This is a genomic window from Microtetraspora sp. NBRC 13810, assembly GCF_030268685.1.
Taxonomy (GTDB): Bacteria; Actinomycetota; Actinomycetes; order Streptosporangiales; family Streptosporangiaceae; genus BSRQ01.
The window spans coordinates 98,889-112,093 of the sequence record NZ_BSRQ01000002.1 but is presented as its reverse complement, the minus strand read 5'-3'; the positions used below and the strand labels follow the sequence as shown (position 1 = coordinate 112,093).

Genomic DNA, 13,205 nt, shown 5'->3' with positions numbered 1-13,205 from the left:
ACCCCGGTTCGGCATTCCGTCGACGACAGTATGCCTGGCTCGCGTGCGGGATTTCACGCCGGGGTGACCACGGTGAAAGACGCCGAGGAATTTGTCCGATATGCAATTCCAGATGTAAGACGTGACGCGAGTGACCGGCGTGCGGAATGGGGGACGCCGTTCAGTTGATGGTGAGCCCGCCGTGCACGTCACGGAGCTGGATGGACTTCTCGGCCTGACCGTGGAAGACGTTGACCACGCCGTCCCCGTGCGCCGCCGCGCTCACCTGAGCCTGATTCCACAGAGCCCGCAGTTCCCCGGCGAAAGCCGGATCCTCGCCCATGACGCGCTGAAGCGCTCCCTGTAGTGCGCCGAGCCGGTTCGTGGAGTCCGGGTCGGTTTCGGCGGCGATCACGAGGGCTTCCTCGGCGGCGCGTCCTCTGAACTTCTCCCGTACTTTCCGGACCATCGCCCCGATGGCTTCTTTGGCCGGTTCGCCCGCGATCTCCACCGCCTTACCCGCCATGGCAGTGGCGATGGCCAGGGTCATCGGATCTGTCATCGACACACGCTCCAGGGTGACAGGAAAGAGGTCCGGTAATCAGTCCACCACGTCCGGATAGTGGTCGCCAGAGCTTCTCGTTGTTTATCGAATAGGGCTGTCGCGGGTTGACGGATTTCGGCGGCGGAGGAGGAGGCCGCCGGCGGCGGCGGTGGCGGTGAGGAGGAGGCCGGTGAGGATGAGGAGGCGGGCGTCGGGGCCTGTCTCGCCGCCTCCGCCGGTGGCGGCGCCGCCCGTGGGGATTCTGGTGACCGTGCCGTCCGGGTTCGTCGCGGTCTCCGTCTCGGTGGCGGTTTCGGTGACTGTGGAGATGGGGGTCGAGGAGGGCGAGGACGAGGGGGTGGACGACGGGGTGGTCGAGGGAGTGGACGAGGGGGTGGTCGAGGGGGAGACCGAGCCGATCGTGAGGGTGTAGGGGGTGAGGGCGGCCCTGTTCTGCACCTCGCAGTCGATCACGCGGTCCTGCGGGGTGGTGCCGAAGTTGAGGGCGGCCGGCCGTACGGTGGCGGTGCCGGCGGTGGACGCCTGGGTCTTCAGCGGGACCCTCTCCGTGGGGAGCGGGACGGTGGCCTCCCCGCCGGCCACGTCGATGGTGCCGACGCCGGTGGCCGAGGTCAGGCCGGGCTTGTCGCTGATGCCGGCGTACGCGTACGCCTTGGTGTCCGCGGGCAGGCCGTCGAAGGGGGCGCGGAGTTCGTCGCCGTCGGCGTACACGCCGGTCCAGCCGATCTCGAACTGCTCACCCGGCCGGGCGTCGGTCGGCATCGTCAGCGTGACCCGCACCCTGATGTCCTGGGTGTCGGCCGTGGCCAGTGTCGTGCACCGGTACTCCACGACGTCGGTGACGATGACGGCGTCCCCGAGGGCGGCGCCCGCCGGATGGCCGAGGCAGAGCAGGCCGCCGCCCAGGACGGCGGCCGAGAGAACCGGGCGAACGCGCAAGGCGCCTCCTCGAGTGACAGATGGGGCATAAGGGGAGACGAAACAGCGGGGCGGTCGGTTGACACGAAGCCCCGCAAACCCCGATGGCGTAGGGGTTGGTGACGGTACGGCATGGAATTTCACCTCTATGTCGTCGTTCACCCTGCCGCCGGGGGCGGGGTGCGGCAAACTGCCGGAGTAAAGAATCCGATCTTCGCGGAGTAAGGCCGTACCGCCTGCCGGGGGGGCCGCTCTGCCGTCAGAAGGAAGCCGATGGGCAGTCCCCCTCGAAGCTCCGCCCGGCGTGACGACGGCGCGCTCGACCGGCGCCGGTTCCTGACCCTCCTGGTCGCCGCCCCCACCCTGACCGTCGTCGCCGGGGCGGCCCCGGTGGGCGCGGCGGTCGTCGTGCCGAGCCTGCCGCAGCCCGCCGACGTCATGGACCTCGGCGAGATCCTCATCCTGGCCGGGGCGCCGACCGCGCACCTGCTGCTCGTACTGGAGATCGGCGAGGACGGCGAGGCCCGGGTCGAGCTGCCGCGCGCCGAGGTCGGCCAGGGCATCACGACGGCGGTGGCGATGCTGGTCGCCGAGGAGCTGGACCTGCCGCTGTCCAAGGTGCGGGTACGGGTGGCCGGCGCCCGGTCCGAGCTGCTGTTCAACCAGCTCACCGGCAGCTCCAACTCGGTCCGCTCGCTCTACGGCCCGGTCCGCGCCACGGCCGCCGCGGCGCGGGCCCGTCTGGTCGCCGCCGCGGCCGCGCGGTGGGACCTGCCCGCCGGCCGGCTCGTCGTCGAGGACGGCGCGGTCGTCGCGCCCGACGGGCGTACCGCGTCCTACGGTTCCCTCACGGCGTCCGCGGCGAAGCTGTCCCCGCTCCGGCTCGACGCCGCGCCGAAGCCGGAGTCCGAGCACCGGCTGGTCGGCACCCCCGCGTCGCGCCTGGACGCGCGGGCGATGGTCACCGGCCGGCTGCGGTACACGCTGGACCACGACGTCGAGGGCGCGATGCCCACGATGGTGCGGCGCCCGCCGTCGATCAACGGCACCGTGCGGTCGGTGGGCAACGAGGCCGCGGTGCGCGCCATGCCCGGCGTGCTCGATCTCGCCGTGGTCCCGACCGGGGTCGCGGTCATGGCCGAGACCTTCGGCCAGGCGGCGGACGCCGTGGCGGCGCTCGACGTCGCCTGGCGCGGCGGGACCGTCGACGACCTGTCCGACGCCGGCATCCGCGCGCGGCTGCGGGCCGCGGCCCCGCCGTTCGCGGTGCCGCCGCTGACCGGGCACGTCGAGGCGGAGTTCGACTTCGCGTTCGTCAGCCACGCGCCGCTGGAGACCAACTGCGCGATCGCCGACGTGCGGGACGACCGGGCGGAGATCTGGGCCGGGCTGAAGTCGCCCGTCGTCGCCAGGCAGGCCATCGCCGCGGAGCTCGGCCTGCCCGAGCGGCGGGTCACCGTGCACGTCACGCAGAGCGGCGGGTCGTTCGGCCGCCGGCTGTTCTTCGACGCGGCGCTGGAGGCGGCGCGGATCTCCAGGGCGATGGGCAGACCGGTCAAGCTGATGTGGTCCCGGGTCGACGACATGCGGCACGGCCGGGCCCGCCCGGCGACCCACCACAAGGTCCGCGCGACCTGCGCGCTCGGCCAGGTGCTCACGTACGAGCACCGGGTGGCGGCGGTGGAGACCGATCTGCGGCACGGACTCGGCGAGATCCTCACCGCCACCGCGGCCGACCTGCCGGTGGCCGGCAACCTCAGCTTCGCCCAGACGGTCTTCCTCACCACGGTGAAGGTGCCCTACCACTTCGGCGTCGTCACCGAACTGCTCAACGAGGTGCCGCTGAGGATGCACACCGGGAGCTGGCGGTCGGTGTACTCCGCGAACACCCGGGGCGCCGAGGAGATCGTCGTCGACGAGCTGGCGAAGAAGCTGGGCAGGGACCCGGTGGCGTTCCGCCGCGAGTTCCTCAAGACCGCCCGCCAGCGGGCCGTGCTGGACAAGGTGGCCGCCGAGGGCGACTGGGGACGCCGGATGCCGGACGGCTTCGCCCAGGGGGTCGGCTTCCACGAGGAGTACCTGTCCTGTACGGCCTGCCTGGTCGAGATCGACGCGCGGGACCCGAAGGATCCACGGGTGACCAGGGCGGCCACCTGCCGTCCGCCTGCGGGAGGCGGACGGCGGGCGGATGCCGGCTACGAGCCGTAGACCTCGAACTCGGAGAGCTGGCCGGCGGGCCAGCCGGTGTTGGCGGTGAAGGTCAGCCGCAGGTGGCGGCGGGTGGTGGGCGGGAAGGTGATGGTGGCCGTGTTGCCGGTGGCCGGGTTGAAGGTGTAGGAGGCGGGGGCCACGACGCCGGTGAAGGTGCCGCCGTCGGTGCTGCCGAGGACGGCGATCGTCTGGCTGCGGGTGGCCCAGCTCGCCGCCGGGGGCAGCTTGAGGACGATCCGGCCCACGCTCACGGCGGAGCCGAGGTCCACCGTGACCGACTGCGGGAAGGCGTTGTTCACCGACTCCCAGTACGTGGCGGCGTTGCCGTCCACCGCGTTGGCCGAGCCGTACGCCTGGGTGTGGCCGGTCTCCGTGGTCGGCCTGCCGTGGGCCAGGTTGGTCGCCGGAGCCGAGCCGCCGGTGCCGGTGAGGGGCACGGTGACGGGGCCGCCGGGGGCGCTGCTCGCGACGGTGAGCGTGCCGGTGCGGGTGCCGTTCGCCGTCGGGGTGAAGGTGACGTCGACCGTGCAGGACGCGCCGGCGGCGAGGGTGGCGCCGCAGGTGGTGGTACGCGCGAAGTCGCCGGTCGTGGTCACCGAGCCGATCGGGGCCGCGGCGGCGCCGCCGTTCGTGACGGTGACGGCCTGCGCCGGGCTGGTCGTGCCGACCTGGCGGGCCGCGAAGGACAGGCTGCCGGGCGAGGCGGACAGGCCGCCCGTGCCGCCGCCCCCGCCGCCCGGGTAGATGTAGTTCGGCTCGGGCCAGGTGCCGGTGCACGTCGTCGAGGTGGGGCTCCAGCCGGAGTTGCCCGTGCCGACCTGCGGGGTGAAGCCGTTGCCGACGCAGTTGTGGATGGCCACGCCCGCGCCGATGTGGTCCGCCGTGACGTTGTTGAACGTCGTCGCGGCCCCCGACTGCGCCTGGATCATGTACGTGCCGGTGCCGTCGATGGTGACCCGGTTGAAGTTGACCGTGCTCGTGCTGCCCTCGATGAAGTGGATGGCGGCGTACGAGCTGTCCAGGATGTCGGTGTCGGTGACGTTGATGGTGGCGTTGACCGGCTCGTTGAGCCCGCTGAACCAGATGGCGCCGACGCCGAAGCGCCAGTTGAAGTCGTTGTTGCCCGCCCGGAGCAGCGTGTTGCGGGCGACGGTGATGGTGCCGGACACCGCGGTGCCCTGGCCGGAGTTGACCCCCGGATACCGGTTGGCGACGTGGATGCCGCCGCCGTTGGTCACGGTCTCGGTCACCACGTTGTCGGTGATCTGGATGTTCCTGCCGCCGTAGGTGACGATGTTGTTGGCCAGGATCGGCGCGACCACCGTGTTGCGGGTGAAGGAGTTGCCCACGTTCGGGATGCGGTCCGGCCACATGGCCAGGCCGTCGTCCCCGGTGTTGCGGACGAAGGTGTTGGTCACCGAGGAGTTGGTGACGCCGGTGTGGAAGTTCACCCCGTCGGCGGTCTGGTCCAGGATGCGGCTGTTCCTGATGACGAAGTTGTTCATCGGGCCGTCCATCCAGGCCCCGACCTTGGTGTGCTGCATCCAGACGTTGTCCACCACCGAGTCGGTCATCGCGCCGCCGATGGCGTTGACCTGGTCATCGTCCACGCGTTCGGTGATGTCGCCGATGATGGCGAAGTCCCTGAGCGTGACGTTGCGGCTGGGGCCGTTCGCCTCGTGCGGGCGTACCGCTCCGGTGTAGCCGCCGCCGGGGACGTACTTGCCGTAGACGCCGACCGCGCGCCTGCGGTCGGTGGGGTGCCGGCCGGTGAGCACGCTGTACCACGGGCCGGCGCCGCGCAGGGTCACGCCGTCGACGACCACGTGGTCCCACAGGGTGTAGGTGCCCGCCGGGATCCACACCTCCTTGTTCTGCGCCCGGCCGGCGTCGACCGCGGCCTGGAACGCGGCGGTGGAGTCGGACGTGCCGTTGCGCACGGCTCCGAAGTCGTCGACCGACAGCGAGCCGGCGGGCCGCGCGACCGGGTCCGGGACCAGCTCGAAGTCCGCGAGGTCCACGGTGATCGGGATGCCGCCGGTGGACTGCACGCGCACCTTGGCGCCGGCCGCGAGCGTGGAGCCGAACATGGTCCGCGTCTCGTCGTAGAAGTGGTGCGGGTTGTTGCCGGGGGTGTTGGTGAACGGGTAGCCGCCGTAGTACCAGCCGAACCGGGAGGTGAGCGGCAGGGCCTTCAGGTGGGCGCCGTTGACCCGCAGGTCGGCCGTGGTGTTCTGCCCGGTTCCTTGCGCGTTGTCCGGCACGCTGTACCGCAGCGACATCGCGTTGGCGGGCTTGGTGAGCGTGAACTCGACGTACTCGCCGGACGAGTCGAGCGTCACCGCCCTGCGTCCGGACGCCTCGGAGGGCAGCCGGCCGTAGATCCGGTCGGGGCCGATCAGCTGTCCCGAGGTGACGGCGTCCTCGGCCTCGATCTCCGTGAAGGGCACGGTGGCGCCGCGCCCGGGGAAGTCGAACGGGGACTCGGCTCGCTCGGCGGCGGCCGCGGCGGCGGGGATCGGTGCGGCGGAGGCGGGGGTGGCCGGGAGGAAGGCGGGTCCTCCCGCGGTCAGCGCCACGACCGTGGCGATCGTCCAGGCTTTGAGCCTGCCGTTGTTCATCGACTGACCCTTCATCCTTCGAAGAGCCGGACGCTTCGCGGCCGGAGACGGGGGCCGCCGGCGCCCGGGGGGTACCCCACACCATAAAATGACGAACAGATGTCTGCAATATTTCAGCGAAACCATGCAATGTATCCGCGAGATGGCGCGGAAATGCTCGGCGTAAACATGCGCAAGGGCTTGCGTAAGGCTGGAAAAAACTTGCGACGGCATGTGCTGGACCTACCGGTAGGTACATTGAGGGCGTGAGCACTTTGGAACGCCTCATCGAGAGCACCCGCGAGCTGCTGTGGGAGCGCGGTTACGTCGGCACCAGCCCGAAGGCCATCCAGCAGCGGTCCGGGGTGGGCCAGGGCAGCATGTACCACCACTTCGGCGGCAAGTCCGACCTCGCGCTCGCCGCGATCGGCCGCAGCGCCGAGGAGATGCGCGCCGAGGCCGAGGCGCGGTTCGCCGCTCCCGGCACGGCGGTCGAGAGGATCACCGCCTACCTGCGGCGGGAGCGCGACGTCCTCAGAGGCTGCCCGATCGGCCGGCTCACCCAGGACCCGGACGTGATGGCCGACCCGGCGCTGCGCCGCCCGGTCGAGGAGACCTTCGCCTGGCTGCACGGCCGGCTCGCCGGGGTGCTGGCCGAGGGCCGTGACCGCGGCGAGTTCGACGCCGGGCTCGACCCGCTCGCCACGGCGTCCGCCGTCGTCGCGGTCCTCCAGGGCGGTTACGTGCTCGCCCGCGCCGCCGGCTCCGCCGAGCCGTTCGCCCAGGCCGTGGACGGCGTCCTCGGCCTGCTCGCCGCCCGCATCAGAACGTGACGCCGCACCGGAGGATCACGTTGGCGTACGGGTGCGCCTCGCCGGTGCGGATGACCAGCCTGGCCCGGTGGCTGAGCCGTTTGAGGTCCTCGTGCGGCACGTAGACCGGGTCCGTCAGGCGTTCGGCGAGCAGGGCGGCGCAGGCCGGGTTGGCGGTGCGCACCTCCTGCGCCGCCGTGGCGCCCTCCACCACGATCTCGGCGAGGAGGCCGTCGAGGACGTCGGCGAAGGACGGGATCCCCGGCAGGAAGGCGAGGTCCACCACGTTGGCGCCGGGCGGCAGCGGCATCCCGCTGTCGCAGACCAGCACCTCGTCGGTGTGGCCCAGCCGCGCGATCGCCCCGGCCAGGGCGGCGTTGATGATCCCCGAACGCTTCACAGGCCCTCCACCTCGGTCAGCCGCGGATACGAACTCTGGGCGCCGGGCCGCCGCACGGTCGCCGCGCCCACCCGGGCCGCGAACGCCGTGGCGTCGGGCAGCTTGTCGCCCCTGGCCAGCCGCCAGGCGAGCGCGCCGGTGAACGCGTCCCCGGCGCCCGTGGTGTCCACGGCCTCGACCCGGGGACTCGGGATCGCGGTGACGTCGCCGTCGCGTCCGGCGGCGACCGCGCCCTCGGCGCCCAGCGTGATCACGACCGACCGCGGGCCGAGCGCGAGCAGCGCCCGTGCCAGCCGTACGGGCGACCCGGTGTCCCCGAGCACGAAGGCGGCCTCGTGCTCGTTGACCACCAGCGGGTCGCAGCGCGCCAGCAGTTCGGCCGGCACCGGGGCGGGCGGGGAGAGGTTGAACACCACCCGGCGGGCCGCCCGCGCCGCGGCGAGCACGGCGGGCAGCGGGATCTCCAGTTGCAGCGAGACGACCCGGGCCGAGCGCAGCAGGCCGTCCGCCTCCGCCACGTCCTCGGCGTCCAGCCTGCCGTTCGCGCCGGGGGAGACGATGATGCTGTTGTCGCCCCCGGGGCCCACGGTGATCAGCGCGACGCCGCTCGGCCCGTCGGTCTCCCGCAGGTGCCGCAGGTCCACGCCGTCGCGGGCCAGCGACTCGCGCAGCAGCCGGCCGTGCGCGTCCGAGCCGACCCGGCCGAGGAACGCCGTCCGCGCGCCGAGCCGGGCCGCGGCCACCGCCTGGTTCGCGCCCTTGCCGCCGGGGAACGTCGCCAGGTCCGAGCCGAGGACGGTCTCACCCGGCCCCGGCCGCCGCGCCACCCGCACGACGAGGTCCGCGTTCACCGACCCGGCCACCACCACGTCGTACGACGGCGTCATGAGGTGGCGAACTCGGCGACGTTGTCCTTGTTCGCGATCTTCACCGGCACGTTCACCGTGGCCTCCAGCGTCTGGCCCTGCGCGGCCTTGACCGCGTTCTGCACGGCCTGCTGGCCGAGGAGGGCCGGCTGCTGGGCGACGCTCGCGCCGAGGGTGCCGTCCTGGATGGCCTTCAGGCCGTCCGGGGTGCCGTCGAAGGCCACCACCTTGACCTCCTTGCCGGCCTTCGCGCCCAGGGCCTTGATCGCGCCGAGCGCCATCTCGTCGTTCTCGGCGAAGACGCCGGTGAGGTCGGGGTGCGACTGGAGCAGGTTCGTCATGACGTCCAGGCCCTTGGTGCGGTCGAAGTCCGCGGGCTGCTGGGCGACGACCTGGATGCCGGGGTATGCCTTGATGCCCTCGGTGAAGCCCTGGCCGCGGTCCCGGGAGGCGGAGGTGCCGGCCACGCCCTGCAGGACGACGACCTTGCCCTTCTCCGCGAGCTGCTTGGCCAGCTCCTCGGCGGCGAGCTTCCCGCCGGCCACGTTGTCGGAGGCCACCGTCTGCGCCACCGAGGCGTTGTTGACGCCGCGGTCCACCGCCACCACCGGGATGCTGGACCGCTCGGCGAGCTTGGCGGCGGGCGCGGCGGCGTCGGAGTCGACCGGGTTGAGGATGATCGCCTTCATCGCCTGGCTGGTGAAGTTCTGTACCTGGTTGACCTGCTGGGAGGCGTCGTTCTGGGCGTCGGTCACGGTCAGCGTGACGCCCAGCTTCTTCGCCTCGGCCTCGGCGCCGTCGCGCAGCTGCACGAAGTACGGGTTGTTCAGGGTGGAGATCGACATGCCGATCTTCACCCCCGAGCCGGAGCCGCCGGAGCCGCCGGCGTCGGCGGACCCGGTCGAGGAGGAACCGGAGCCGCAGGCGGTGAGGCCGAGGGCGAGTGCCGCTCCGGCCACGACGAGGGCGGGGATGCGCATGGTGGTCACCTTCTTGCTGTGGGTTGATCTTCGGGTTTCAGTTGGCGCCGCGCCGGCGCAACGTGTCGAGCAGAACGGCCAGCGCGATCACCACTCCGATGACGACCTGCTGCCAGAAGGACGAGACGGACAGCAGGTTCAGGCCGTTGCGCAGCACGGCCAGGATCAGCGCCCCGACCAGCGTGCCGAACGCCCGGCCCTTGCCGCCCGACAGGCTGGCCCCGCCGATCACCACGGCGGCGATGGCGTCCAGCTCGTAGCCGGAGGCCGCCTGGGGCTGCGCGGAGGCGAGGCGGCTGGCCAGCACGATGCCGGCCACCGCGGCGAAGACGCCGGACAGCGCGTAGGTGACGAGCTTCTGCCGGTTGACCGCGATGCCGGACAGCCGGGCGGCCTCCTCGTTGCCGCCGATGGCGTACATCGCGCGGCCCGGGTAGGTGCGGTTCAGGATCACCGCCGCGATGATCCCCATCAGCGCCATGACCAGCACCGGCACCGGGAGGTAGCCGCCGATCGTGTCGCCGAGGTGGGACACCGCGTCCGGCATGGTGATCGGGCTGCCCTGCGAGACGACCAGGGCCAGCCCTCTCGCCACGCCGAGCATGGCCAGCGTGGCGATGAACGGCGGCAGCTTGCCGTACGCGATCAGGGCCGCGTTGACCAGGCCGCAGGCGAGCCCGACGACCAGGGCGACCACGGTGGCCACCGGCCAGGGGAGCCCGGCCTCGGTGGCCGTCCAGGCGAGCACGATCGCGGACAGCGCGGCGACGGCGCCCACCGACAGGTCGATCCCCGCGGTGATGATGACGAACGTCGCGCCGAACGCGAGGATCGCGGTGACCGCGGCCTGCACGCCCACGTTGAGCAGGTTGGTCACGGTCAGGAAGTCGGGCGACAGCAGCGACAGCGCGACCGCCAGCACGATCAGCGCGCCGAGGGCGCCGTTCTCGGCGAGGAGGCTCCGCACCGCCGGTCGCCTGGTGAGCACGTTAGTGGACACGGGTCTCCTCCACCTCGGTGACGGCGAGGGCCATCACGGCGTCCTGGGTCGCCTGGGCGGCGTCGAGCTCGCCGACGAGCCTGCCCCTCGCCATGACCAGGACCCGATCGCTCATCCCGAGGATCTCCGGCAGGTCGCTGGAGATCATGAGCACCGCGTGTCCCGAGGCGGTCAGCGAATTGATCAGTTGGTAGATCTCGACCTTGGCTCCGACGTCGATGCCGCGCGTGGGCTCGTCGAGGATGAGCACGCGGGCGTCGGCGAGCAGCCACTTGCCGATCACGATCTTCTGTTGGTTGCCGCCGGAGAGCGTGCGGACCTCCTGGCCGAGGTTGCTCATCCGCACGCCCAGCCGGCCCGCCACCTCGCCGGCCTCCTTCCGCCGGCCGGCCCGGTCGACGAAGCCGCCCCTGCCGGAGCGGCTGAGGGTGACCAGGCCGAGGTTCTCCGCGACGTCGGCGCCGAGCACGAGCCCCTGGCCCTTGCGGTCCTCGGGGACCAGGCCGAGCCCGGCCTCCATGGCGGCGCGCACGTTCGTCCGCGGCAGCGGGCGGCCGTCCATGAGCACCTCGCCCGAGTCGTACGGGTCGGCGCCGAAGACCGCCCGCGCCACCTCGGTACGGCCGGCGCCGACCAGCCCGGCGAGCCCGACGACCTCTCCGGCGCGGATCTCGAAGGACACGCCGGCGAAGGCGCCGGCCCGGGTGAGGCCGCTCACCTTGAGCAGGGGGGCGCCGGGGTCGCCGGCGGCGCGCGGATACTGCTGGTCGATGGGACGGCCCACCATGAGCCGGACCAGCTCGTCCTGGGGCGTCGTCGCGGGCACCTCGCGCACCGACCTGCCGTCCCGCAGCACGGTCACCCGGTCGCCGAGCCGGGCGATCTCCTCCAGGTGGTGGGTGATGAAGACGATCGCCACCCCCCGGTCGCGGAGCTGGCGGACCATGGTGAAGAGCCGTTCGACCTCGCCGGTGGTCAGCACGGCGGTCGGTTCGTCCATGATCAGGACGCGGGCGTCGAGGGCGAGCGCCTTGGCGATCTCCACCATCTGCATCCGGGCGATGCCGAGCTCGGCCACCCGGGCGCGCGGGTCGACGTCGATGCCGACCCGGTCCAGCAGTTCCCTGGCCTGGTCGTGCATGCGCCGGGTGTCCACGAACCCGAACCTGCGCGGCGGCCGGCCGAGCGCGAGGTTCTCCGCGACGGTGAGCTGCGGGACCAGGTTGAACTCCTGGTAGATGGTGGCGATGCCGAGCCGCCGCGCCTCGGCCGCCGTGCGGATGTGCACGGGGGAGCCGTCGAGCAGGATGCGGCCCGCGTCGGGCTGGTAGGCGCCGGACAGCATCTTGATGAGCGTGCTCTTGCCCGCGCCGTTCTCCCCGAGCAGGACGTGGACCTCGCCCGCCCGCAGATCGAAGTCCACGCCGTCCAGTGCGACCACGCCGGGGAAGGTCTTGCCCAGTCCTTCGACCCGGAGGATCTCCTCGGCTCCGTTCACAGGGCGACCCTTCCTGCCTCGCCGCACGACTCGCGGACGGTGAGGACGGCGGGCAGCACCACCGACTCGGCGGGTTCGCCGCGCAGGCGGCCGAGGATCACCCGCACCGCGCGCCGGCCCAGCTCCGCCGTCGGCTGGCTGATCGCGGTGATCGGCGGGTGGGTGTGCGCGAACCACGGCACGTCGTCGAAGGAGGCCAGCGCGATGTCGTCCGGGACCCGCAGTCCCCGCTTCCGGATCTCGTCGAGGGCGCCGAGCGCCATCAGGTTGTCGCCCAGGAAGATCACTTCGGGTGGTTCCGGGAGGTCGAGGAGCGCCGAGGTGAGCGCCTGGCCGCTGCCCGCGCGGAAGTCGCCCACCCGGACGTACTCCGCGGGGACGTCGAGGCCGTTGGCGGACGCGGCGGCGAGGAACGCCTCGGTGCGCTCCCGGCCGGTGGACAGCGTGCCGGGGCCGGAGACGAAGGCCACCCGCAGGTGGCCGAGCGCGCGCAGGTGGGCGACGAGCTCGGTGATGGCCCCGGTGCCGTCCACCCGGACCGAGGGCACCTCCATCCCGGGCAGCGTCCGGTCCAGGAAGACCAGCGGCAGGTCCCCGCCGGCCAGCTCCTCCACCAGCGGGGTCACCTCGGCCGTGGGGCAGATCAGCAGCCCGTCCACCCGCTGCTCCAGCAGGGTGCGCACGTAGTGGTCCTGCTGGTCGGCCCGCTCGTCGGCGTTGCCGATGACGACGGTGTACCCGGCTTCGCGGGCCTCGTCCTCGACCGCCCGCGCGAGTTCGGTGAAGAAGGGGTTGAGGATGTCCCCGATGATCAGCCCGAGCGTCCTGGTGGCCTCGGTGCGCAGCGACCGGGCGACCGCGTTGGGCCGGTAGTTCAGCGCGGTCATCGCGGCGTAGACCCGGTCGCGGGTCTCCGCGGTGACCGAGGGGTTGCTGTTGAGCACGCGGGAGACCGTCGCGACGGATACACCCGCGTACGCGGCGACGTCCTTGATACGAGCCACCGGCCCTCCATGTAATCGATTTCACGAGGGTATGTAATCGATTACATGGATGTAAACTCATCAAACTGTGACTTGTGTCACAGTGCGCCGGTCGCCCGGCCGTACCGGTGAAGGGGCTCTTCCATGGGGAGGGCCGCCCCGTGTCGCGGAAATGGTCGTCCGGTGGCCGTGCATCCGCCCCTCGGCAAGGGGGCGGTGCCTGCCCGGATCGTGCTGCGTGTCCGGTCTTCCGGGGCCCTGTGGGAGGGGGTGGCACGCCGCCGACAAGAAAGATCGACATCTTCTGTCATTCGCGTTGACAACGGGCTTGTTCCGGCCGGATGCTTTCCTCACTGCACGCCCATCTTTTGACCACTGTGCCCATTATGTGGG

11 protein-coding genes are annotated in these 13,205 nt (G+C 72.0%); 2 read left to right on the top strand and 9 right to left on the bottom strand.

Going from position 1 to position 13,205, the window contains the following annotated elements; all coding sequences use genetic code 11:
• Window positions 1-160: 160 nt before the first annotated feature.
• Together QSK26_RS04310 and QSK26_RS04305 are read right to left on the bottom strand one after the other, a co-directional pair.
• Window positions 161-541 (bottom strand): hypothetical protein, encoded by a 381-nt coding sequence (locus QSK26_RS04310; protein ID WP_285773636.1) that lies wholly within the window; start codon window positions 539-541, stop codon window positions 161-163.
• An 84-nt stretch (window positions 542-625) separates the two neighbouring features.
• Window positions 626-1,483, bottom strand: a complete 858-nt coding sequence (locus QSK26_RS04305) for a hypothetical protein (RefSeq protein ID WP_285773635.1) — start codon at window positions 1,481-1,483, stop codon at window positions 626-628.
• A 252-nt stretch (window positions 1,484-1,735) separates the two neighbouring features.
• Between QSK26_RS04305 and QSK26_RS04300 the strand changes: the two genes are divergently transcribed.
• Window positions 1,736-3,670, top strand: coding sequence for a molybdopterin cofactor-binding domain-containing protein (locus QSK26_RS04300; protein WP_285773634.1), 1,935 nt, complete (start codon window positions 1,736-1,738; stop codon window positions 3,668-3,670).
• On the opposite strand, the gene QSK26_RS04295 is transcribed toward QSK26_RS04300, so the two are convergent.
• Window positions 3,658-6,294 carry a discoidin domain-containing protein gene (locus tag QSK26_RS04295; protein WP_285773633.1) on the bottom strand — a complete coding sequence of 879 codons (2,637 nt, stop codon included), beginning with the start codon at window positions 6,292-6,294 and terminating at the stop codon, window positions 3,658-3,660. The genes QSK26_RS04300 and QSK26_RS04295 overlap by 13 nt on opposite strands.
• A gap of 245 nt (window positions 6,295-6,539) precedes the next feature.
• Between QSK26_RS04295 and QSK26_RS04290 the strand changes: the two genes are divergently transcribed.
• Window positions 6,540-7,106, top strand: coding sequence for a TetR/AcrR family transcriptional regulator (locus QSK26_RS04290; RefSeq protein WP_285773632.1), 567 nt, complete (start codon window positions 6,540-6,542; stop codon window positions 7,104-7,106).
• On the opposite strand, the gene rbsD is transcribed toward QSK26_RS04290, so the two are convergent.
• From rbsD to QSK26_RS04265, 6 genes are read right to left on the bottom strand one after another with little or no spacing between them, the layout of a single operon-like run.
• Window positions 7,096-7,485 (bottom strand): D-ribose pyranase, encoded by a 390-nt coding sequence (rbsD, locus tag QSK26_RS04285; protein ID WP_285773631.1) that lies wholly within the window; start codon window positions 7,483-7,485, stop codon window positions 7,096-7,098. The two genes, QSK26_RS04290 and rbsD, sit on opposite strands and share 11 nt — an antisense overlap.
• Window positions 7,482-8,372, bottom strand: a complete 891-nt coding sequence (locus QSK26_RS04280) for a ribokinase (protein WP_285773630.1) — start codon at window positions 8,370-8,372, stop codon at window positions 7,482-7,484. Before QSK26_RS04280 ends, rbsD begins: the two co-directional genes overlap by 4 nt.
• On the bottom strand, window positions 8,369-9,331 hold the full coding sequence (locus tag QSK26_RS42075; protein WP_502888665.1) for a substrate-binding domain-containing protein: 963 nt from the start codon (window positions 9,329-9,331) through the stop codon (window positions 8,369-8,371). Before QSK26_RS42075 ends, QSK26_RS04280 begins: the two co-directional genes overlap by 4 nt.
• A gap of 37 nt (window positions 9,332-9,368) precedes the next feature.
• On the bottom strand, window positions 9,369-10,331 hold the full coding sequence (locus tag QSK26_RS42070; protein ID WP_502888664.1) for an ABC transporter permease: 963 nt from the start codon (window positions 10,329-10,331) through the stop codon (window positions 9,369-9,371).
• On the bottom strand, window positions 10,321-11,829 hold the full coding sequence (locus tag QSK26_RS04270) for a sugar ABC transporter ATP-binding protein (protein ID WP_285773629.1): 1,509 nt from the start codon (window positions 11,827-11,829) through the stop codon (window positions 10,321-10,323). The genes QSK26_RS42070 and QSK26_RS04270 overlap by 11 nt, the downstream gene beginning before the upstream one ends.
• On the bottom strand, window positions 11,826-12,833 hold the full coding sequence (locus QSK26_RS04265; protein ID WP_285773628.1) for a LacI family DNA-binding transcriptional regulator: 1,008 nt from the start codon (window positions 12,831-12,833) through the stop codon (window positions 11,826-11,828). Before QSK26_RS04265 ends, QSK26_RS04270 begins: the two co-directional genes overlap by 4 nt.
• Between the last annotated feature and the right edge of the window lie 372 nt (window positions 12,834-13,205).